The sequence below is a fragment of the Bradyrhizobium diazoefficiens genome (assembly GCF_016616235.1).
In the GTDB taxonomy this organism is placed as follows: Bacteria; Pseudomonadota; Alphaproteobacteria; order Rhizobiales; family Xanthobacteraceae; genus Bradyrhizobium; species Bradyrhizobium diazoefficiens_H.
Genome location: NZ_CP067100.1, coordinates 4211887 through 4232584, shown reverse-complemented (window position 1 = coordinate 4232584; position 20698 = coordinate 4211887). Strand labels below are relative to the sequence as shown.

18 protein-coding genes and 1 tRNA gene are annotated in these 20698 nt (G+C 65.7%); 13 read left to right on the top strand and 6 right to left on the bottom strand.

Going from position 1 to position 20698, the window contains the following annotated elements; genetic code table 11:
* Positions 1 to 321: 321 nt before the first annotated feature.
* A complete protein-coding gene (locus JJB99_RS20040; RefSeq protein ID WP_200494060.1) occupies positions 322 to 564 on the top strand; it encodes a pentapeptide MXKDX repeat protein in 243 nt (80 codons plus the stop codon).
* Positions 565 to 687: 123 nt separating this feature from the next.
* Here JJB99_RS20040 and JJB99_RS20035 read toward each other — a convergent pair whose 3' ends face one another.
* Entirely contained in the window at positions 688 to 1035 is a 348-nt protein-coding gene (locus JJB99_RS20035; protein ID WP_200494059.1) for a DUF6481 family protein, read from the bottom strand.
* Positions 1036 to 1300: 265 nt separating this feature from the next.
* Between JJB99_RS20035 and JJB99_RS20030 the strand changes: the two genes are divergently transcribed.
* The 3 genes from JJB99_RS20030 to JJB99_RS20020 all read left to right on the top strand — a co-directional run bounded on the left by JJB99_RS20030 (position 1301) and on the right by JJB99_RS20020 (position 2755).
* Entirely contained in the window at positions 1301 to 1528 is a 228-nt protein-coding gene (locus JJB99_RS20030; protein ID WP_200494058.1) for a hypothetical protein, read from the top strand.
* Between the two features lie 78 nt (positions 1529 to 1606).
* Entirely contained in the window at positions 1607 to 1819 is a 213-nt protein-coding gene (locus tag JJB99_RS20025; protein ID WP_200494057.1) for a hypothetical protein, read from the top strand.
* A gap of 174 nt (positions 1820 to 1993) precedes the next feature.
* Complete coding sequence (locus tag JJB99_RS20020; protein WP_200494056.1) at positions 1994 to 2755, top strand: hypothetical protein; 762 nt, start codon at positions 1994 to 1996, stop codon at positions 2753 to 2755.
* A gap of 415 nt (positions 2756 to 3170) precedes the next feature.
* Here JJB99_RS20020 and JJB99_RS20015 read toward each other — a convergent pair whose 3' ends face one another.
* Positions 3171 to 3332 (bottom strand): hypothetical protein, encoded by a 162-nt coding sequence (locus JJB99_RS20015; protein ID WP_200494055.1) that lies wholly within the window; start codon positions 3330 to 3332, stop codon positions 3171 to 3173.
* A 255-nt stretch (positions 3333 to 3587) separates the two neighbouring features.
* Here JJB99_RS20015 and JJB99_RS20010 point away from each other — a divergent pair, with 255 nt between their 5' ends.
* Both JJB99_RS20010 and JJB99_RS20005 read left to right on the top strand, forming a co-directional pair.
* Entirely contained in the window at positions 3588 to 3737 is a 150-nt protein-coding gene (locus tag JJB99_RS20010; RefSeq protein WP_200494054.1) for a hypothetical protein, read from the top strand.
* Between the two features lie 245 nt (positions 3738 to 3982).
* Entirely contained in the window at positions 3983 to 4201 is a 219-nt protein-coding gene (locus JJB99_RS20005; RefSeq protein ID WP_200494053.1) for a hypothetical protein, read from the top strand.
* Between the two features lie 129 nt (positions 4202 to 4330).
* Here the strand turns inward: JJB99_RS20005 and JJB99_RS20000 are convergent, their stop codons facing one another.
* Entirely contained in the window at positions 4331 to 4558 is a 228-nt protein-coding gene (locus JJB99_RS20000; RefSeq protein ID WP_200494052.1) for a DUF2171 domain-containing protein, read from the bottom strand.
* 128 nt (positions 4559 to 4686) lie between these two features.
* On the opposite strand from JJB99_RS20000, the gene JJB99_RS19995 reads away from it, so the two are divergent.
* Positions 4687 to 5970: a hypothetical protein gene (locus JJB99_RS19995; RefSeq protein WP_200494051.1), complete on the top strand. Its 1284-nt coding sequence runs from the start codon at positions 4687 to 4689 to the stop codon at positions 5968 to 5970.
* 49 nt (positions 5971 to 6019) lie between these two features.
* Here the strand turns inward: JJB99_RS19995 and JJB99_RS19990 are convergent.
* Positions 6020 to 6096, bottom strand: a tRNA-Arg gene (locus tag JJB99_RS19990).
* A gap of 405 nt (positions 6097 to 6501) precedes the next feature.
* On the opposite strand from JJB99_RS19990, the gene JJB99_RS19985 reads away from it, so the two are divergent.
* The 6 genes from JJB99_RS19985 (at position 6502) to JJB99_RS19960 (ending at position 17679) form a co-directional block, all read left to right on the top strand.
* Positions 6502 to 11706 carry an alpha-2-macroglobulin family protein gene (locus JJB99_RS19985; RefSeq protein ID WP_200494050.1) on the top strand — a complete coding sequence of 1735 codons (5205 nt, stop codon included), beginning with the start codon at positions 6502 to 6504 and terminating at the stop codon, positions 11704 to 11706.
* A 92-nt stretch (positions 11707 to 11798) separates the two neighbouring features.
* On the top strand, positions 11799 to 13907 hold the full coding sequence (gene pbpC / locus JJB99_RS19980; RefSeq protein ID WP_200494049.1) for a penicillin-binding protein 1C: 2109 nt from the start codon (positions 11799 to 11801) through the stop codon (positions 13905 to 13907).
* Between the two features lie 50 nt (positions 13908 to 13957).
* A complete protein-coding gene (locus tag JJB99_RS19975; protein WP_200494048.1) occupies positions 13958 to 15700 on the top strand; it encodes an ArnT family glycosyltransferase in 1743 nt (580 codons plus the stop codon).
* Between the two features lies 1 nt (position 15701).
* A complete protein-coding gene (locus JJB99_RS19970) occupies positions 15702 to 16547 on the top strand; it encodes a phosphatase PAP2 family protein (protein ID WP_200494047.1) in 846 nt (281 codons plus the stop codon).
* 62 nt (positions 16548 to 16609) lie between these two features.
* The gene (locus JJB99_RS19965) at positions 16610 to 17344 is read left to right on the top strand and encodes a glycosyltransferase family 2 protein (protein WP_200494046.1); all 735 of its coding nucleotides are present in this window, start codon (positions 16610 to 16612) and stop codon (positions 17342 to 17344) included.
* Positions 17341 to 17679, top strand: a complete 339-nt coding sequence (locus JJB99_RS19960) for a lipid-A-disaccharide synthase N-terminal domain-containing protein (RefSeq protein WP_200494045.1) — start codon at positions 17341 to 17343, stop codon at positions 17677 to 17679. The genes JJB99_RS19965 and JJB99_RS19960 overlap by 4 nt, the downstream gene beginning before the upstream one ends.
* 9 nt (positions 17680 to 17688) lie before the next feature.
* On the opposite strand, the gene JJB99_RS19955 is transcribed toward JJB99_RS19960, so the two are convergent.
* Together JJB99_RS19955 and metC are read right to left on the bottom strand one after the other, a co-directional pair.
* Positions 17689 to 19386 (bottom strand): Na/Pi cotransporter family protein, encoded by a 1698-nt coding sequence (locus JJB99_RS19955; RefSeq protein WP_200494044.1) that lies wholly within the window; start codon positions 19384 to 19386, stop codon positions 17689 to 17691.
* 126 nt (positions 19387 to 19512) lie between these two features.
* Positions 19513 to 20697, bottom strand: coding sequence for a cystathionine beta-lyase (gene metC, locus JJB99_RS19950; RefSeq protein ID WP_200494043.1), 1185 nt, complete (start codon positions 20695 to 20697; stop codon positions 19513 to 19515).
* Position 20698 lies beyond the last annotated feature (1 nt).

The window sequence follows — 20698 nt, the reverse complement described above, 5'->3', positions numbered from 1 at the left end:
ACGTGATCGGGTCTTGAGAGGCCGGCTTCAGGGCCCATCCTAGCCGGTCTTCGACCCGATATTCTCTAGTCTGATAGTTCGAGACCGAATGCGGCGGCAAGTCGCGGCCATTGCTGCGCCGCACACTCACCCTTGAGCCGTCGGCGGCACTAGCTGGGGTCACGCGGGCGAAATTGTGTCGGACCGATCGCTCCCCGCGACCAGCTCTGGCGTTCGCCAAAATAATTAGCGGCGTCACGTAACAGGCGTGGGCCGTGATCCGTCGAACTCCAGGTAGCGGCATCCGTCGCTGGCCAACATCACCTCGAAGGAAGATGACCCATGACCATTCGCACCCGCATCGCGCTCGGCATCTCGGCTGCCGCTCTCTCGCTCGGCCTTGCGCTGTCGCCGGCCGCCTTTGCTCAAGACAAGATGGGCAAGGACGACGGCATGATGAAGAAGGACACCATGTCGAAGGACGGCATGAAGAAGGACACCATGTCCAAGGACGACGGCATGAAGAAGGGCCATATGTCCAAGGACGGGATGAAGAAAGACGACGGGATGATGAAGAAGAACTGATCTTCCGCCGTCAACCGGAGCGTCCGGCCAGGACAAGGGCCCGCGAAAATTCGGGGCGGTCACGTGGACCGCCCGAAAGCGTGATATCTCAGTTCAAATTCAACTGAACGTGACTTGCGAGCGTTACTTGCGCTTGGCCTTGCGGGCCGCATAGCGCGCGTCGCGCTTGGCCTTCTGCTCGGCCTCGAGTGCGGCTGCCTTTTCGGCGGCTTCCTCTGCCTCGCGCGCAAGCCGCGCAGCCTCCGCGGCCGCAGCTTCTTCCGCAAGACGCTTCTGCTCGGCCTTTTCGGCTTCGCGCGCGGCCTTGGCCTCGGCGCGCTTGGCGGCGAGCGCCTCGCGCTCGGCACGCTTCGCCGCGACCGCGGGATCATCGGGCCCGGGCTGCGACTTGAACTTCTTCAAAAGATTTTTGCGGGCTTCCTGCGCGGCCTTTTGCCGGTCGGAGAAGCCGGGTTCCCTGAATCCACTCATCGACGAACCTTGTCTTCCTCGCTTTCGATCCTACATCGCTGCCTGTTGGTACGTCGGCTGGGCATAGCAGGCGCCACGCGACGCAGAAGCGTGTACATCGGCGCGCGTCGCGAAGCCACCCATAATCGCAGCCGATCAGGTCAACGAAATCGCCTCCCCCGACGATCTCTCGTAGCCCGGAAAAACTGCCGAATTGTGATGTCCCTCATAGGGACGACACCGAGCGGCGCCTAGCGTCCGGCCCGGTACCAGACGGAGCACGGGCATGACGATCTCCAGATTGAGCCTGAGGGCACTCGCAATTGCCTTCGCGTTGGCGGCCGTCACCGGCGCCGCGGTCCTGCTTGCCCTTCCACAAACGATCGACAGCGCCGTTCTGGGCGCCGGCTGGGAGTGCACCCAGACTGCGTTCGTGCTGACGACCTGCGCGCCGCGGGCAAACCCGGCGGTCGAAACCTCGCGCAAGGATGCGATCCGGCCAACCCGAGGCTGAGGACGGGATGTGACGCCACGCCGCAGAGGTGATAAAGCCGGCCCGCCTCTGTGATCGGTCAGCCACATCCAAGCGCAAATGTCCAAGCCCGCCCCGGGCGACAAGCCCAAATCCCCGCCAAAACCCCAGTCCGGCGACAGCCGCCGCGGCGCGATCGCGGGGTTGATCATTGCGCTTCTCATCCTCGGAATCGGCTGGTGGCTCGCCCGCGATCTCACTGCGGCCAGCAAGATGCAGGACTGCCTGATGTCCGGACGGACCAATTGCAATGTGATCGAGCCGGCCCGCTAGAAGCGCTCCGGCGCGGCCCGCTCCAGCCGAAAAATCGCCCTGATCTTAAACATTTGTAACGGGACTTGGCCTGCCAAAGCAGGTCAGTTATGTCGGCCGGCATCAGCCCGGCGCGAGCCGAATCGGCTATCGCCGCGGACCATGGCAATCGAGAGAGCAGGGGGTCGAGCACGCATGAGTGCGTCCAGCCGCATGAAGATCATCATTCCCTTGGTTTCGGCCGTGTCATTGGTCGCGCTCCCGGCGCAGGCGCAGGACGCGGGGCCCCCGAAGGGTTTTGGCCAGCCGCCGGCTGGCGCAGGCGCGCCGCCCCAGAACAACCAGAATATGCGGAAGGGCCCGCCGCCGCAGCAGGCGGCCCGGCCCGCGCCGCAGCCCGGTCATGCAGGTCCGGGTCCTGGCCCGCACCATGCCGACGGCCCGCCGCCCGGCCGCAACTACGCCCACGGCCCTGCACCGGCGCGCGACTGGGGCGGACACGCCTATCGCGGCAATCTCGCCTGGGAAGGCGGGCGCTGGCGTCATGAAGTCCACAACGGCCGCTCCGGCTGGTGGTGGGACATCGGCGGCGTCTGGTATTATTATCCGCAGCGGATGGCCGGTCCGCCCGGCTACATTTCGGAGGAGTATTACGACGACGTGCCGGTGGCCTATGCCCCGCCGCCGGTCGCCTATGAACCGCCGCCTCCGCCTCCACCGCCGGCCGATCCCGGCGCGAGCGCGCTGGGCGGTGCCATTGTCGGCGGGGTGCTCGGCGGCCTGATCTCGGGCAACGCAACGGGCGCGGCCGCAGGTGCCGTGATCGGCGGCGCCACCGGCGCGATCGCTGGTGCAACGGAGGCCTCGCGCCCCGGCTATTATCTGGCCCAGGGCAATTGCTATTACCGTTATCCGAACGGGCAATACGTGCAGGCCGATCCCCGCGCGTGTTACTGACGGCTCAAGCGAGCTTTGAAGCGAAGAGGCGGGCTTAAGGCCCGCCTCTTTTGTTTTGGGATTACCCGCAGCGCCGGTCGGCGCCGGTTTGGCGGCGCACAACAACTGCCCCAAAATAGCACTGGCGCGCGCCGCCGCTTCGCGCATTCTCAAAGAAAAGAGTCGGGAGATGATTCGCGGGGATGTGGGACATGCTGGATGCAATCCAGATCAGCCTGGCACTATGGGCCATGATCGTGTGCGGCGGGATCAAGCTGGCGCAGGTGGCGCACTGGCTGTTCTAGAGCATGATCCGGACCCGAAGGGCCGCGCGATTGCAAAGTGCGAAGCGGTTTTCCGGAAAGATCACGCACCAACAACAACCTGAATCGCGACGGCGATTCAACCAAATCTCATCGCGCTTGAGAACGCCGCCTCAAGACACCAGCCAGGTGAAGAACGCCATCGCGCCCCAGACGAGGCTGGCGATCCAGGCCAGCATCACGATGCCGATGGTCCCGAGATAGGCGATGCCGAACAGGTCCGATCGCTGTCGCAGTGTCGGGACTTCGGCCTCGGTTGCTGTTTCTTGTGTCATGACGGAAAACACCACCCCTGCCTTCTTGCGCTCCTGGAAGCGTCAAAGCGCTGTTTAGCGGAGTTGTCGGGGGCAGGCTGTGACGCAATTCACAGATCGGTCCGGATGATGCGCGGCCACGGCTTCCCAATCAGCGCACGCTTCAAGCGATCGAGACCGCTCCCGGGCGACTCCGGGCGAGGGGCCGTCAACCCGCAATGATACGGACGAAATTGCCATGCGCCTGTCCAGATCGGTCGGCTAGGGTCCCGCCGCATGTGCACCAACTACGATCCGCGGCACGAAGCCGAGGCCGCGATGAAGCGGGCCGCCGCCTCCGAAGGCGACGACCGGCAACGCCTGATCCAGCTCGCTTTGGCCTGGCACCAGCTCGCCCGCGATCGCCGCGACGAAGAGCGAGACTGATCGCATTTGGACGAGAAAAACCCCGTGCTCGGGGGACAAGCACGGGGTTTTTCGGGGCCGACCGGGGCTGGCAAGTCGGCACCACTTGATTTCTGCAATTAACGCTGTAGTTGCCAATTAACGCTGTAGTTGCGATCTCGTTCCGCGATCTCTCGCCAATAATTGTCTCACATTGTTGCGTTGTCGGCCTGCCGCGAGGCGCGCTCGATACAGGAACATCCGTTCCGCGCCGACGTTGGCCGGCTATGACCGACCTTCAGTTGCGTGCACAGTCCTTCGAGATCGCCTGGAGATATCTCGAGCAGTCAGGCCTGCTCACCGGCGAGCACCAGGATTCGGCCCGCTTCATCCTGAACAAGATCGATCGCATGATGCTGCGCGGCGAGCGACGCAGACTGCTGCTGTCGAACGCAGCGATCGATGCCTACCGGTTGCGGCCGGTGCTCGTGGCCGCGTCCGCATGAGCAATCAGCGCCTGGCAATCCGATCTTAAGATTTGCGAGATGCTGATTTTTGCGGTCGCGATTCGTACTTTGCGAACGAAGCGGAGTCGGACCGTGAACAAACAAAAAGCCCCCGAAGGGGCTTTCGTCTCATGCGGCTTCCGCCTTAGGCACCGCATCGGCATTGACCGAGAGCTTGACGACATCGCCCTCGACCGCACCAACATATTTCATGTCGATGTAATGATGATGGTCCTTGTGACCTTCCGGGCTGTCCTTCCGCGTCAGCTTGATCCGGTTGTTCTCGACGCGATCGACAGTGCCGACATGGGCGCCGTCCTTGCCGATGATTTTCATGTGTTCCTTGATCTGAGACATCTTGTCCTCCTTTGCTCCGTCTTCAACGGCGCAGGCGTGTGTTCGTTGCAAGCAGGCGTCCTGGACCTCAGACGCGCGCCGGACGTTGATGAAGGAGCGTATTTGCCGAGAGGCGCATCAAGAGCCGCATGGAGACCATCGAGGCCTATCTGGGGCGCAAGCATGAGGAGATCAGGCTGCTGAATGGCTGCCTGAGAAACCCGGCAGACTTGCCCTGTCCGCGCTCGGTGGACGAGGTCATCGAGACGAAATTCCGGCTGACTGCCGCGCTGCGCGCCGAGCATGAACTCCAGGACTGGAAGGCGACCGAGACCTCCTGGTCGGCCACAGCCTGTCCGGCCAGCGGGCCCTTTACGTTCAGCTACGACTACCAGCGCGCGGATCTGAGGGTGAGCGGACCCTCGTTCTATGAGCCCGGGCGTGGCTGCACCAGTGAGGCCATCTACACCGCCTCCGGCATGGCCGCGATCTCGGCGCTGCTGCTTGCCTCGGCAAGGCTCCTCGCCAAGGGCGACATCGTGGTGCTGTCGGGGTCCTACGGCGAGACGCTGGAGCTGATCGAGCGCTTTGTCCCGCATTTGCGGCTTGTGACGCTGAGGCTGCCGCTGGCGGATGCGTCGGCTCCGGACGGCTCGCCGCGCATTCTCCTGCTGGATTCCTGCATATCCGCCGGCACCTTCGAAGCCGCCCTGCGCTGCGATGGTGAGGGGCTCGATCTGCTGATCTTCGACACGACGTGTTTTGCCGGCCGATCGGGCCGCATCCGGCGCGTGCTGCGCTGGGCGCGGCGATATCAAATCCCGGTCGTGATGGTGCGGAGTCATACCAAGCTGGATTCGCTCGGTGTGGAATATGGCCGGCTTGGTTCGGCGGTTTTCGTCGCTGGACGCGAGGGCGCCGAGGTGCGGGGCTTGACGGCCGAGCGGCTCGCGGCGGAGACGCGCGATGCGGTGCGTCTTCTTGGCGGCGCGGCGCTGCCGGCGCATTTTCCCCCGTTCGTGGGCAGCCCGGCCTATTGGGCGTCAACAAAGCGGCGCGTTGCGGCCATCCTGCGCAATGGTCGTTCGGCGGCCCGCCTTTTCGCGCGCGAGCTCGGATCGCTCTCGGCCGAGCTCCATTTCACCCACGGCCTCTACGTGACGCTCCGCGGCAAGCATGCCTTCGATGAGGCCGGCGCGCGCCAAGTGGCCGAAGCGATGAGCCGCGATCTCAGAGGGGAGGGATACCCCATCCGCCACGCCGGCAGCTTCGGCTTCGACTTCGCCGCGACCGAGTGGTTCCACAACGCGACGACGGATGAATATAGCGTCCGGGTGGCGGTGCCTGACCTGCCGACGGAGCTGTGGAATGAGCTTGCAGCGGCGATTGCCCGGTGGTGGGTGACGCACCAGGTTGGCTTTGGCCGAGCCTGAGGATTCGGAGCTGGCCCGGTGGAGGGCCGGCCGGTGAACAATTCTGGACTGGCGATCCCGGCAGGACTCGAACCTGCAACCCGCGGAGTAGAAATCCGCTACTCTATCCAGTTGAGCTACGGGACCGTCTTGAGCCGCCCCGGTTTGGGGGCAGGCTGTTCATCTACCATGCCAATATGAAAAATCTGGCGTTTCGCCAAGCCTGAACCGAACCGATTTCCTCGCTGCCGCGACAAAGCGGAACGGTGGGGGTGTCAGGGTGCCGGGTTGAGCGGCAGCGCAGCGGACGATGGTTCACATCGCCGCGAGCACTGAGGAGCTTCCGGGACACGGCCGCCGGTCGACTGGTCGGATGTGGCTGCGCCATCAGGACGGCGTGCGCGGCGGTGTCTGGACTGGTCTCCTCTGGGCCTGCCTTGTCATGGCGCATGCGACGATTTCCACCTTCGGTTCCATCGCCTTGAGTCCGTCACCTTTCCGCGCATTTCTTTTGCCGCCGCGGCGTTCGTCCGCGCTTCCCGGGAGTCCATCATGATCGGTCTGGTTCGCGCCGTCACAATCTGCGCCGCGCTGGCGTTCGGCCTTTGCGCGGCGCAAGCCGCCGACAAGGCGTTCAAGCGCGACGATCTCGCCGATTCCGCGATCAAGCTGGAGGCGCAGATCAAGAGCGAGGCGGGGCCGGTCGCCAAGACCAATGCGACGCTGAAGACGGATGCCGACGCCGCCTTCCGGCGCAACGACTACCGCACTGGCCTTTCGGTGCTCGGCCAGATTGCGGCGACCACGCCTGAGGATGCCGGCAACTGGCTGCGGCTCGCCAAGGTGATCTTCCAAATCTGGCCGAAGAACTCGAGCGAGCAGACCTTCCTCTTGGAGCGCGCCTCGACCGCCGCCTACATCGCTTATCAGCGCGCCGGCAATCCGGGCGAGGAGGCCGACGCGCTCGCCGTGCTTGGCAAGGCCTTGGCCGAGAGACATTTGTTCCGGCCGGCGCTGGACGCGCTGCGGCTGTCGCTCGACCTGCGCGAGGTCGCCGACGTCCGCGGGCGATATGAGAAGATGCGCGACGAGCACGGCTTCCGGTTGCTCGACTACACCGTGGACTCGGATTCGGCGAGCCCGCGCGCCTGCTTCCAGTTCTCGGAGGAGCTCGCCAAGCGCACCGATTTTGCGCCATTCCTGGCGCTGGCCGGCCAGGACAAGCCGGCGCTGTCGGCCGAAGGCAAGCAGCTCTGCGTCGACGGGCTGAAGCACGGCGAGCGCTACAACATCAATTTGCGTGCCGGGCTACCGTCCACGGTGAAGGAGGGACTGCTGAAATCGGCCGAGTTCAACGTCTATGTGCGCGACCGCAAGCCGTTCGTGCGCTTCACCAGCCGCGCCTATGTGCTCCCGCGGACCGGCCAGCGTGGCATTCCCGTGGTCAGCGTCAACACGCCCGCGGTCAGCATCAACGTGTTCCGGATCGGCGACCGCAATCTGATCAACACGGTGGTGGACAGCGACTTCCAGAAGACGCTGTCGAAGTACCAGCTCCGCGATCTCGGCGACGAGCGCGGCGTGAAAGTCTGGACCGGCGAGCTCGCCACCGCCATGACCCTGAACCAGGACGTCATCACCGCATTCCCGGTCGACCAGGCGCTCGGCGAGCTCCAGCCCGGCGTCTACGTGATGACCGCCGCGGCCAAGGGGCCGGGCTCCGATGACGACTATCAGCTCGCCACCCAGTGGTTCATCGTCTCCGATCTCGGTGTGACCGCCTATTCGGGCAATGACGGCATCCATGTGTTCGTGAATTCGCTGGCCTCGACCGATCCCGTCGGCAAGGCCGAGGTGCGGCTGGTCGCCCGCAACAACGAGATTTTGGCGACGCGGAAGACCGACGAGAGCGGCCACGTGCTGTTCGAGGCGGGGCTGGCGCGCGGCGAGGGCGGCCTGTCGCCGGCGCTGTTGACCGTTACGGGCGAGAAGGCGGACTATGCCTTCCTCAGCCTGAAGACCTCGGCCTTCGACCTGTCCGACCGTGGCGTTGCGGGTCGCGCGGTGCCTGTCGGCGCCGACGCCTTCGTCTACGCCGAGCGCGGCGTCTACCGCTCCAGCGAGACCGTTTATCTGACCGCGCTGCTGCGCGACGGGCAGGGCAACGCCGTCAACGGCGGGCCGCTGACCCTGGTGGTCGAGCGCCCAGATGGCGTCGAATACCGACGCGCCGTTCTCGCTGACCAGGGCGCGGGCGGCCGCTCTCTGTCCGTGCCGCTCAATTCAGCGGTGCCGACCGGGACCTGGCGGGTGCGCGCCTTCACCGACCCGAAGGGATCGTCGGTCGGCGAGACCACCTTCATGGTCGAGGATTACGTCCCCGATCGGATCGAATTCGATTTGTCTACCAAGGACAAGCTGATCAAAGCTAATGCTCCTGTGGAGCTGAAGGCGGACGGCCATTTCCTCTATGGCGCGCCGGCCGCGGGCCTCGCGCTCGAAGGCGACATGCAGATTGCACCGGCGAGCGAGCGCCCGGGCTTTGCCGGCTACCAGTTCGGCGTCGCCGACGAGGAGACCACCTCGAACGAGCGCACGCCGCTGGAGAATTTGCCCGAGGCCGATGCCAACGGTGTCGCCACCTTCCCGGTGACGCTGGACAAGCAGCCGGCCTCGACGCGCCCGCAGGAGGCGCAGATCTTCGTCCGCATGGTCGAGACCGGCGGGCGCGCCGTCGAGCGCAAGCTGGTGCTGCCGGTCGCGGCCGCCGCGGCGCAGATCGGCATCAAGCCGCTGTTTGGCGACAAGAACGTCGCCGAGGGCGACAAGGCCGAGTTCGACGTCGTGTTCGTCTCGCCCGAGGGCGAGCGGCTGCGCCGCGACGGCCTGCGCTACGAACTCCTGAAAATGGAGTCGCGCTACCAATGGTATCGCCAGAACAATTACTGGGAGTACGAGCCGGTCAAGTCGACCTCGCGCGTCGCTGACGGCGACGTGACGGTTACCGCCGACAAGCCGGCGCGGATCTCGCTCGCCCCGCAGCCCGGCCGCTACCGGCTCGAGGTGAAGTCGAACGACGCCGACGGCCCGGTCACCTCGGTGCAGTTCGACGTCGGCTGGTACTCCGAGGGCAGCGCCGACACGCCGGACCTGCTCGAGACCTCGATCGACAAGCCGCAATATGCCTCCGGCGAGACCATGACGGTGTCGGTGAATGTCCGCTCCGCCGGCAAGCTGACTGTCAATGTGCTCGGCGACCGCCTGCTGACGACGCAGACCATCGACGTCAAGGAAGGCACCGCGCAGGTCAAGCTGCCGGTCGGCAAGGATTGGGGCACCGGTGCCTATGTGGTAGCGACGCTGCGCCGTTCGCTCGACGCAGCCGCCCAGCGCATGCCGGGCCGCGCGATTGGCTTGAAATGGTTCGGCATCGACAAGCAGACCCGCACGCTCGAGGTCAAGCTGGCGCCGCCGGCGCTGATCCGGCCGAATTCAACCTTGAAGATCCCGGTCAAGCTCGACGGGCTCAATCCGGGCGAGGACGCCAAGGTGGTGATTGCCGCGGTCGATGTCGGCATCCTCAATCTCACCAATTACAAGCCGCCGGCGCCGGACGACTATTATCTCGGCCAGCGCCGCCTGAGCGCGGAGATCCGCGATCTCTACGGACAGCTGATCGATGGCATGTCGGGCACGCGCGGCCAGATCAAGTCCGGCGGCGATGCCGGCGCGGCCGAGCTGCAGGGCTCACCGCCCGCGCAAAAACCGCTGGCGCTCTATTCGGGTATCGTGACGGTTGGCGCCGACGGAACCGCGGAGGTGAGCTTCGATATTCCGGAGTTCGCGGGCACGGCGCGCGTCATGGCGGTGGCGTGGACCGCGACGAAGCTCGGCCGCGCCACCACCGATGTGGTGATCCGCGACCCCGTGGTGCTGACCACGACCCTGCCGCGGTTCCTGCTCAATGGCGACCACGGCACGGTCAACCTCGAGATCGACAATGTCGAGGGCCAGGCCGGCGACTACGTCATCAACGTCCAGACGGGCGGCCCGGTGAAGATATCAGGCAATCTCGCAACTACGGTCAAGATCGCCGCCAAGCAGCGCAACTCGTTCTCGCTGGCGCTCGACGCGACCGCAGCGGGACAGGCGAGCCTCGGCGTCGACATCAAGGGACCGAACGGCCTTGCGCTGGCGCGGCACTACGCGTTCGACGTCGAGGCGGCGACCCAGGTGCTGGCGCGGCGCTCGATCCGCACCCTGGCGAAGGGCGAGAGCCTGACGCTGACCTCGGACATGTTCTCCGATCTCGTGCCGGGTACCGGCACGGTCTCGGTCTCGGCGAGCCTGTCCACCGCGCTCGATGCGGCGACGATCCTGAAAGCGCTCGATCGCTATCCCTATGGCTGCTCGGAGCAGATCACGAGCCGTGCCATGCCGCTGCTCTATGTCAACGAGCTCGCGGCAGGCGCGCACCTCGCCATGGACACAGAGGTCGACCAGCGCATCCGCGACGCGATCGAGCGGCTCCTGGCACGACAGGGCTCCAATGGCTCGTTCGGCCTGTGGTCGGCCGGCGGCGACGATGCCTGGCTCGACGCCTACGTGACGGACTTCCTGACCCGCGCCCGCGAAAAGGGCTTTGTGGTGCCGGACGTGCTGTTCAAGAACGCGCTCGACCGCATTCGCAATTCGGTCGTCAACGGCAACGAGCCGGAGAAGGACGGCGGCCGCGATCTCGCCTACGGACTCTATGTGCTCGCCCGCAACGGTGCCGCGCCGATCGGCGATCTCCGCTATCTCGCCGACACCAAGCTGAGCAATCTCGCCACTCCGATTGCGAAGTCGCAGCTCGCGGCCGCGCTGGCGCTGGTCGGCGACCGCAACCGCGCCGAACGGGTGTACGGTGCTGCGCTCGACAGCCTGTCGCCGAAGCCGGTGCTGGAGTTCGGCCGCACCGACTACGGCTCGCAGCTGCGCGATGCCGCGGCGCTGGTCTCGCTCGCCAGCGAAGGCAACGCGCCGAAGGCGACGCTGACGCAGGCGGTGAGCCGGGTGGAGACCGCGCGCGGGCTGACGCCCTATACCTCGACGCAGGAGAACGCGTGGCTGGTGCTGGCGGCGCGGGCGCTCGCCAAGGAAAACCTCTCGATCGAGGTTGACGGCCAGGCCGTCAAGACCGCGCTTTATCGCAGCTACAAGGCGGATACGCTGAGCGGCAAGCCGCTGAAGATCACCAACACTGGCGATGCGCCGATCCAGGCGGTGATCTCGGTCTCGGGCTCGCCGGTGACACCGGAGCCGGCGGCCTCGGCCGGCTTCAAGATCGAGCGGAATTACTTCACGCTCGACGGCAAACCCGCCGACATCAGCAAGGTGAAACAGAACGATCGCTTCGCCGTGGTGTTGAAGATCACCGAGGCGAAGCCTGAGTACGGTCATATCATGGTGTCCGATTATCTGCCGGCGGGACTTGAGATCGACAACCCGAAGCTGGTGTCGTCGGGTGACAGCGGCACGCTAGATTGGATCGAGGACGGCGAGGAGCCTGAGGATACCGAGTTCCGCGACGATCGTTTCGCGGCGGCCGTCGACCGTGCGTCGGACTCCAAGGCGGTGTTCACCGTCGCCTATATCGTGCGCGCGGTCTCGCCCGGCAAATACGTGCTGCCGCAGGCCTATGTCGAGGACATGTACAACCCCTCGCGCTATGGCCGCACCGGCACGGGAGCGGTTGAGGTGCGAGCGGCGAAGTGAGTGGTGAGATGAGCGAGGTGGCGCCTCACACACAGTCGTCATGCCCGGGCTTGTCCCGGGCATCCACGGCCTTTGACGCTGTGGACAAGAACGTGGATGGCCGGGACAAGCCCGGGCATGACGGAATGCGGGGGAGAGGCCCACGTGTCCTGTCGACCGCCGCCTCTGGTTTTATTCTCGCCATCATCGGCTTCGTCGCCTGGGTCTACGCCCTCGGCCCGCTCCCGCTCGACGAAGCGCGACAGGTCTCCACCACGATCGTCGACCGCAACGGAAAACTCCTGCGCGCCTATGCGATGGCGGACGGCCGCTGGCGGCTGCCCGTCGATGCCAAAACCAATGTCGATCCGACCTATCTCAAGCTGCTGTTCGCCTATGAGGACCAGCGCTTCTACGCGCATAACGGTCTCGACCCGCTCGCGCTCGGCCGCGCCGCGCTGCAGCTCGGAACGCGCGGCCACATCGTGTCCGGCGGTTCAACCATCTCGATGCAGCTCGCGCGGCTGATGGAGCCGCGGCGACAGCGCTCGCTCTATGCAAAACTGCATCAGATCGTACGCGCGATCGAGCTGGAGCGCACACTCGGCAAGGACGAGATCCTCAACCTCTACCTGGCGCTCGCGCCCTACGGCGGCAATCTCGAAGGCATCCGCGCCGCCTCGATCGCCTATCTCGGCAAGGAGCCGAAGCGGTTGTCGCTGGCCGAGGCCGCGCTGCTGGTGGCGCTACCGCAATCGCCGGAGACGCGCCGGCTCGATCGCCATCCCGAGGCCGCGCGCAACGCGCGCGACCGCGTGCTCGATCGCATGGTCGAGGAGAACGTCGTCAGCACCGAGGATGCGGCCCAGGCCAAAGCCGTGCCCGTGCCCAAGCTGCGCAAGCCGATGCCGATCCTGGCGCCGCATGCCTCCGATTCCGCGCTGTCGACCGTCAAGGAGACGCCGGTCATCAAGCTGACGCTCGATGCGAACTTGCAGAAGGTGCTGGAGCCGCTGGCCCGCGACCGCGCCATTGCGCTCGGGCCGAACATCTCGGTCGGCATCATCGTGGTGGACAATGAGAGCGGCGACGTGCTCGCGCGCGTCGGCTCGGCCGATTATTTCGACGACAGCCGGGCAGGGCAGGTCGACATGACCCGCGCCATCCGCTCGCCGGGCTCGACGCTCAAGCCCTTCATCTACGGCCTCGCCTTCGAGGACGGCTTTGTTCACCCCGACAGTCTGATCGACGACCGCCCGGTCCGCTTCGGCTCCTACGCGCCGGAAAATTTCGACATGACGTTCCAGGGCACGGTGCCGGTGAAGAAGGCGCTGCAGATGTCGCTGAACGTGCCGGCGATCGTGCTGCTCGATCGCGTCGGCGCAAGTCGGCTGGCCTCGCGGCTGCGCCAGGCCGGCGGCAATCTGGTGCTGCCGAAGGACGAGGCGCCGGGGCTCGCGATGGGGCTCGGCGGCGTCGGTGTGACGCTCCAGGATCTCGCCCAGCTCTACGCGGGCTTTGCCCGGCTCGGCACCACCAGGCCGCTGCGCGAGGTCATCGCTGACAAGGACGATCGTGAGCCGTTGCGGCTGCTCGATCAGGCCGCGGCCTGGCAGGTCGGCAACGTGCTGCTCGGCACGCCGCCGCCGGAGAATGCCGCCCACAACCGCATCGCCTTCAAGACCGGCACTTCCTACGGCTATCGCGATGCCTGGTCGGTCGGCTTCGACGGTCGCATGACCATCGGCGTCTGGGTCGGCCGGCCCGACGGCGCACCGGTTCCCGGCCTGATCGGCCGCGTCGCCGCCGCGCCGATCCTGTTCGATGCCTTCGCCCGCACCGGCAAGACGCTGACCCCGCTGCCGAAGCCGCCGAAGGGAACACTGGTGGCCAGCAACACCAAGCTGCCATTGCCGTTGCGACGGTTCCGCCCCATCGGGGACCTGGTGCGGACCGGGGGCGAGCAGGCGCTGCATATCCAGTTTCCGCTGAACGGCGCGCGGATCGAAGTCGATCGATCCGGTGGGCCTGATAGCGCAGCCCTGCCGGTGCGAGTTGCCGGCGGCGTGCTGCCTATGACCGTCATGGTTAATGGAACGTCGCTCGGCGAGATCGACGGACGGCGCCAGCGCCTGATCGATCCGCCCGGTCCGGGCTTTGCACGGCTGACCGTGATCGATGCCAAGGGCGCCGCGGACACAGTTGTCATTCGAATTCAATGACCCTGCCTCAAGCGGTTGTGGCGATGGCGGTTTCGGCGTAAGCGGAACCAATGGCCGAGACCTACCCAACTCCCCGTTTTGGAGCCCCCCGCGAGCCGAGATCGCCCGTCAATCCGGGCAGCGGCCTCGTGCGCGTGCTGGATTTTGCCACCGCCAGCCATGCCCGTGCCGTCGCCTTCCTGGTGCTGTGCGCGCTGCTGATCTTCCTGCCGGGCTTCTTCACCATCCCGCCGGTCGACCGCGACGAAGCGCGCTTTGCGCAGGCGACCAAGCAGATGGTCGAGAGCGGCGACTATGTCGACATCCGCTTCCAGGAGGATGTCCGCTACAAGAAGCCGGTCGGCATCTACTGGTTGCAATCGGCCGCGGTTGAAGCTGCGACGGCGCTCAAGCTGCCGAAGGCCGAATTGCGGATCTGGGTCTACCGGATTCCTTCACTGATCGGCGCCATCGGCGCGGTGCTCATGACCTATTGGGCCGCGCTCGGCTTCGTCACGCGGCGCGCGGCGGTGCTGGCTGCGCTGCTGATGTGCGCTTCCGTGCTGCTCGGTGTCGAGGCGCGGCTGGCGAAAACCGATGCGATGCTGCTGTTCTGCGTGACCGCCGCGATGGGCGCGATGGCGCGGGCCTATCTGTCGTGGCAGCGCGCCGAGGACGAGACCCATCCGCCGTGGAGCTGGCCCGCGATCTTCTGGACCGCGCTCGCCGTCGGCATCCTGATCAAGGGCCCCCTGATCCTGATGTTCGCAGGCCTGACCATCGTCGCGCTCGCGATCCAGGACCGCGATGCCTCCTGGCTGTGGAAGCTGCGTCCGCTCTGGGGCCTGATGTGGATGCTGGTGCTGGTGCTGCCCTGGTTCGTCGCGATCTTCTGGCGCGCGGGCGACGCCTTCTTTGCGGACTCCGTCGGCGGCGACATGCTGAGCAAGTTAGGGGCCCAGGAATCCCATGGCGCGCCGCCCGGGCTCTACCTCGTGCTGTTCTGGATCACGTTCTGGCCGGGCGCGCCGCTCGCGGCCATGGCGGCGCCGGCGGTGTGGCGGGCGCGGCGCGAGCCCGGCGCGCAATTCCTGCTGGCTTGGCTGATCCCGTCCTGGATCGTGTTGGAGGCGGTGCTGACCAAACTGCCGCATTACGTGCTGCCGCTGTATCCCGCGATCGCGATCCTCACCGTCGGCGCGCTCGAGCGGAACGTGTTGTCGCGCTCGTGGCTGGCGCGCGGCTCGGCCTGGTGGTTCGCAATTCCCGCGGCCGCCTCGATCATCGCGGTGGTCGGCGCGGTGATGCTGACGCGGCAGCCGGCCTTCGTGGCCTGGCCCTTCATCGCGGCCTCGCTGATCTTCGGCCTGTTCGCCTGGTGGCTGTTCGACACCAACCGCGCCGAGCGCTCAGTGCTGAATGCGCTGGTCGCCGCCCTGATGCTGGCAGTCGTGGTCTGGGGCATCGTACTGCCGTCGCTGACGCCGCTGTTTCCGAGCATCGAGGTGGCGCGCGCGCTGCGCAATGTCACCTGTGTCGGGCCGAAAGCGGCGGCTGCCGGTTATCACGAGCCGAGCCTCGTGTTCCTCACGGGCACGCAGACGCTGCTCACCGACGGCTCGGGCGCGGCGGATTTCCTGCGGCAGGGCAGCTGCCGCTTCGCGCTGATCGAGCAGCGCTCGGAGCGCAGCTTCGTGCAGCGCGCCGAGGCGATCGGGCTGCGCTACAAGGTCGGCGCGCGCATCGACGGCTATAATTTCTCGCAGGGACGCGCGATCTCGATCTCGATCTTCCGCTCGGAAGGCACCGAATAGGATGGCTGTTACGACCGACGCCGCGCCGCGTGCGAGTTATCCCGCCCGATTGTTCGCCGTGTCCGGGCGTGCGTTGGCGCAGCTGGTCCGCGCGCCCTCGCATTCGCGCCGCGCCGAAGCCGCGCGAAAACTGGGGCGGCATTCGCTGTGGCTCAGTGTGGCGGGCGCGGCCTTGATCATCGTGCTGATGGTCACGTTCGACCGCACCGAGATCCAGCTGATGCCGGCGCGCGGCACGCCCAGCCTGTGGCCGATCCGCATCCTCACTGATTTCGGCAAGGACGAGTATGTGCTCTCGGTGCTGGGCGTGACGCTGGTCCTCGTGGCGCTCGTTGCGGCGGGACTTCATGGCACGAGCCGTGTATTGCTTCTCGGCTTGGGCACGCGGTTTCAGTTCTTGTTTTTGTCTGTCGCCCTGTCCGTGTTCGTCGGCGAGATCCTGAAATATCTCATCGGCCGCGGGCGTCCATTCGTCGGCGGCGCGGCTAATCCGTTCAATTTCATCCCGTTCGAAGGAACGGGAGCCTATGCCAGCCTGCCCTCAAGCCATGCCGTCACCGCGTTCGCATTGGCGTTCGCGGTCTCGGCGCTGTGGCCGCGGCTACGCATGGTCATGTTCACTTACGCGATCGTGATTCTGCTGACGCGCCTGGTGCTGCTTGCGCATCACCCGAGCGACGTCGCGGCCGGTGCCCTGCTGGGCATGGTCGGCGCCATGACGGTCCGGTACTGGTTCGCGGCCCGCAGGCTCGCCTTTGCCATCCGTTCCGACGGCACCATTGTGCCTCTGCCGGGGGCGGTTTCCGGCCGCCTCAAAAGGGTTGCCCGCGGGGCATCCGCCCCATAAAAGCGGCTGCTTCCGGGGACCGCCGGTTCCACGGGTGCTCCCATTCCAACCACGAGCCTGCTTTGTCGACGTCCCAGCCTTCGGTTTCCATCGTCGTTCCCGTGCGCAACGAAGCCGACAATATCGCGCCGCTGATCGCCGAGATCGGCGCGGCGCTCGATGGCCGCTGGGCGTACGAGATCATCTACGTCAATGACGGCTCGACCGATGCGACCGGCGAGCGGCTCGCGTCCATCATGCAGCAGCGGGACAATCTGCGGCAGCTTCGCCACGCCAAATCGACCGGTCAGTCGGCGGCGGTGCGCAGCGGCGTGCGCGCGGCGCGCGGCAGCATCGTGGCGACGCTCGACGGCGACGGCCAGAACAATCCGGCTTTTCTGCCGGACCTGATCGCGGCGGTGGAGAAAAGTGCGCGCGTCGGCCTCGCCGCCGGACAGCGGGTCGGGCGCAAGGACACCGGCTTCAAGAAGTTTCAGTCGCGCATCGCCAACGGCGTGCGGGGCTCGATCCTGAACGACGGCACGCGCGACACCGGCTGCGGACTGAAGGCGTTCCGGCGCGATGTGTTCCTGATGCTGCCCTATTTCGACGGGCTGCATCGCTTCCTGCCGGCGCTGGTGCGCCGGGAAGGCTACGAGATCGCCTATGTCGACGTGATCGACCGGCCGCGCCATTCCGGCGTATCGAATTACGGCTTCTTCGACCGGCTGTGGATCGGCATCATGGATCTTGCCGGCGTGTGGTGGCTGATCCGCCGCAAGAAGCCGACACCAGACGTAACCGAGGTGAAGGTGTGATCATCCAATACGGCCAGGCTCTGAGCAATTATTTCTACGACGTCTTCGTCGCCAAGTTCGATTTCTGGCTGGCATTCGGCCTGATCGCGCAGCTGTTCTTCACCGCGCGCTTCCTGGTGCAATGGATCGCGAGCGAGCGCGCCGGCAACAGCGTGGTGCCAATGGCGTTCTGGTTCTGCTCGATGGGCGGCGGCCTGATGACCCTGATCTATGGCGTCGTGAAGCGCGAGCCCGTCATCATCATCGGACAGCTGTTCGCGACCATCATCTATCTGCGCAACATCATGCTGATCTGGAAGAACCACGGCACCGCGTCGAAGACGCTGGACCGCTGATCCGGGACATCAGCGCGGCAGCGCCGAGGCCGCGCCTGTTGCGGGTAGGGCGGCGGCCTCCGCCTTGGTCCTGCGATAGGGCTCGCCTGCCGCATCCAGCACGGGATACGCGACCGAGCAGATGTGCGAGTGGATGCGGCGCAGGTCGCGCAACACGTCCAGATGCAGCGAGGTGGTCTCGATAGTCTCAGGGCGGCCCTCGCGCAGGCGGTCGAGATGGCGCTCGACGGCGGCGAGTTCGGTGTTCCTGAGCGCGGTCTTCTCCACCAACAGCTTGCGCGCCTCGTTGGCGTCGCCCGACATGAAGACGCCGAAAGCGATGCGCAGCGAGTCCATCGTGCGCTTGTGGAAGGCGGCGAGCTCCTCGGCGCCTTCGGCCGAGAACTGGAGGCGGCGCTTGATCTTCTTGATTGCAAGCTCGCTCAAATTCTTGTCGATGATGTCACCGATATGCTCGAGGTTGATAGCGAAGGAGATGATCTCCATCGCCCGCCGGCCCTCAGTCTCGTCGAGGCTTCCGCGGGTCAGTTTCGTCACGTAGAGCTTGATCGCTTCGTCGAGGCCATCAACGGCATTGTCGGTCTTGGTGACTTGGTCGACCAGCGCGCGGTCGCCCGTCATCATCGCCGTCATCACCTTGCGCAGCATGACTTCGACAAGATCACCCATCCGCAAGGTCTCGCGAGCGGCGTCGGCGAGCGCCAGTGATGGCGTCTCCAATGCGCTCTCGTCGAGGTAGCGCGGCCGGGCCGGATCGGCCTCCCGAACGCGATCGGGCAACAGCCGGGTCAGGACACGCGACATGTTGTCCAGCAGGCCGATGAAGATGACGGCCGTCCCGACATTAAAGGCAATATGGAAGGCCGCCGTCATCTTCGCGAGATCGGGCTGCCAGGCGTGCATATGCGAGGCGATCACGCTCAGGAACGGCAAGACGAGCGCGATTCCGACGATGCGATTGATGAGATTGCCGAGCGGCACGCGGTAGCTCGCGGGATCGTCGCGCCTGGCGCCTTCGAAGACGGGATTGATGGCGCTGCCGAGATTGGCTCCCAGCACCAGCGCGAGCGCCGCGTCAGGCGCGATGAACTGCGAATAGGCCAGCGACATGATCAAGAGCACGCTGGCGACGCTCGAATGCACAGCCCAGGTGACGAGCGCTGCAATCGCGATGCACAGAACGGGGTCGCCTGTTATCGCCGACATCACCACGCGCATGCCGGGTGCGGTCTCCGCCGGCGCCAGCGTGTCGAGCAGAATGTGCAGCGACAGCAGCATCAGGCCGAGACCGATGGAGACGCGACCGACATCCTTGATCCGCGAGCGCGGCCCCGAGCGGAAGGCGACGAGCCCGAGCACGAACAGCACTGGAGCGATGGCCGCGATATTGAACGACAGCACCTGCACGATCAGCGTCGTGCCGACATTGGCTCCGAGCATGATGGCAAGTGCAGCGGCAAGGCTGACGAGCCCTTCGGCCGCGAACGAGCTGGTGATCAGTGCCGTCGCCGTACTGCTCTGGAGAGCCGCGGTCAGGCCGAGGCCGGCCGCAAACGCCTTGAAGCGGTTGCCGAGTGCCTTGCCAAGCAGGTGCCGCAGGTCCGGGCCAAAGGCGCGCAAAATGCCGCTGTGGACCATGTGCAGGCCCCACAACAACAGCGCAATGCCGCCCATGAGATCGAGCAGAACCAACTTCCCATGCTCCATATCCGGATTGGAGTCGATTGGTTAGGCTAGCGCCAAATGCCTGAGGATCAAACCCTTTGTTGACGCGTGGGCGTTAACGCGTGCTGTGTCTGCGCGTTCCTCAGCCGCTCTTTCCCGTGAGCAGGCTCACATCGCTGCTTTGAGGGCAGCAAAGCCGCGATCGAGATCGGTCTTGAGGTCGTCGGTGTTTTCCAGGCCGATGTGCAGACGCAGCGTCGGACCGCCCGGCGCCCATTTGGTCGCGGTGCGATAGGCGTCGCAGTCGAACGGGATTGCCAGGCTCTCGAAGCCGCCCCAGGAAAATCCCATGCCGAACAGTTTGAGCGTGTCGAGCATGGTGTCGACGGCCTTCTGCGGCGCCGGCTTCAAGACGATGCTGAACAGGCCCGAGGCGCCGGTGAAGTCGCGCTTCCAGATCGCGTGGCCCGGATCGGTCTCGAGCCCGGGATGCAGGACGCGCGCGACTTCCGGTCGAGCAGCGAGCCAGCTTGCCATTTCAAGGCCCGAACGATGATGCTGCGCGAGGCGCACCGACAGCGTGCGCAGGCCGCGCAGGGCGAGGAAAACATCGTCCGGACCGGCGCAGACGCCGAGCAGGCGGATGCCTTCCGCAATCTGCGGCCAGGCTTTCGCGTTGGCCGAGATGGTGCCGAACATGATGTCGGAATGGCCGCCGATATATTTGGTGGCGGCCTGCATGCTGATGTCGACGCCCTGCTCGAGCGAACGGTGATAGAGCGGCGTCGCCCAGGTGTTGTCGTCGATGACGAGCGCGCCCTTGGCATGCGCGACCCCGGCGATGGCGCGGATGTCAGGCATCTCGAACGATTGCGAGCCCGGCGCCTCCACCAGCACCGCGCGCGTGTTGGACTTGAACAGCTTGTCGATGCCGACGCCGATCAGCGGATCGAAATAGGTGGTCTCGACGCCGTAGCGGGCGAGCATGCCGTTGCAGAAATTGCGCGAGGGCCGGTAGACGTTGTCGCAGACGAGCAGATGGTCGCCGGTCTTCAACACTGAGAGCAGGGTGGTCGAGATCGCCGAGAGGCCCGACGGAACGATGCCGACGCCGGCACATTGCGGCCCCTCCAGCGCCATGAGCGTCTCCTGGAATGCCTTGGTCGTCGGAGTGCCGTGGCGGCCATAGGTGAACTCGCCGCGATGGGCGTGCAGATCCTCGGCGGTCGGATAGAGCACGGTCGAGCCATGGAACACCGGCGGATTGACGAACCCCTTCTGCGCCTTGGTGTCGCGGCCGGAAGTGACCAGCCGGGTCTCGGCCTGCTGCTGAGAGGGATGCGAGGAATCCATG

Bases quoted from the DNA above. Each gene is read 5' to 3' on its own strand.
- JJB99_RS20020 (WP_200494056.1), top strand. From the start codon at position 1,994: ATGAGTGCGTCCAGCCGCATGAAGATCATCATTCCCTTGGTTTCGGCC.
- JJB99_RS19955 (WP_200494044.1), bottom strand. From the start codon at position 19,386: ATGGAGCATGGGAAGTTGGTTCTGCTCGATCTCATGGGCGGCATTGCG.
- JJB99_RS20040 (WP_200494060.1), top strand. From the start codon at position 322: ATGACCATTCGCACCCGCATCGCGCTCGGCATCTCGGCTGCCGCTCTC.
- JJB99_RS19975 (WP_200494048.1), top strand. From the start codon at position 13,958: ATGGCCGAGACCTACCCAACTCCCCGTTTTGGAGCCCCCCGCGAGCCG.
- JJB99_RS20025 (WP_200494057.1), top strand. From the start codon at position 1,607: ATGTCCAAGCCCGCCCCGGGCGACAAGCCCAAATCCCCGCCAAAACCC.
- JJB99_RS20010 (WP_200494054.1), top strand. From the start codon at position 3,588: ATGTGCACCAACTACGATCCGCGGCACGAAGCCGAGGCCGCGATGAAG.
- JJB99_RS20015 (WP_200494055.1), bottom strand. From the start codon at position 3,332: ATGACACAAGAAACAGCAACCGAGGCCGAAGTCCCGACACTGCGACAG.
- JJB99_RS20035 (WP_200494059.1), bottom strand. From the start codon at position 1,035: ATGAGTGGATTCAGGGAACCCGGCTTCTCCGACCGGCAAAAGGCCGCG.
- metC (WP_200494043.1), bottom strand. From the start codon at position 20,697: ATGGATTCCTCGCATCCCTCTCAGCAGCAGGCCGAGACCCGGCTGGTC.
- JJB99_RS20030 (WP_200494058.1), top strand. From the start codon at position 1,301: ATGACGATCTCCAGATTGAGCCTGAGGGCACTCGCAATTGCCTTCGCG.
- JJB99_RS19970 (WP_200494047.1), top strand. From the start codon at position 15,702: ATGGCTGTTACGACCGACGCCGCGCCGCGTGCGAGTTATCCCGCCCGA.
- JJB99_RS19995 (WP_200494051.1), top strand. From the start codon at position 4,687: ATGGAGACCATCGAGGCCTATCTGGGGCGCAAGCATGAGGAGATCAGG.
- JJB99_RS20005 (WP_200494053.1), top strand. From the start codon at position 3,983: ATGACCGACCTTCAGTTGCGTGCACAGTCCTTCGAGATCGCCTGGAGA.
- JJB99_RS19985 (WP_200494050.1), top strand. From the start codon at position 6,502: ATGATCGGTCTGGTTCGCGCCGTCACAATCTGCGCCGCGCTGGCGTTC.
- JJB99_RS20000 (WP_200494052.1), bottom strand. From the start codon at position 4,558: ATGTCTCAGATCAAGGAACACATGAAAATCATCGGCAAGGACGGCGCC.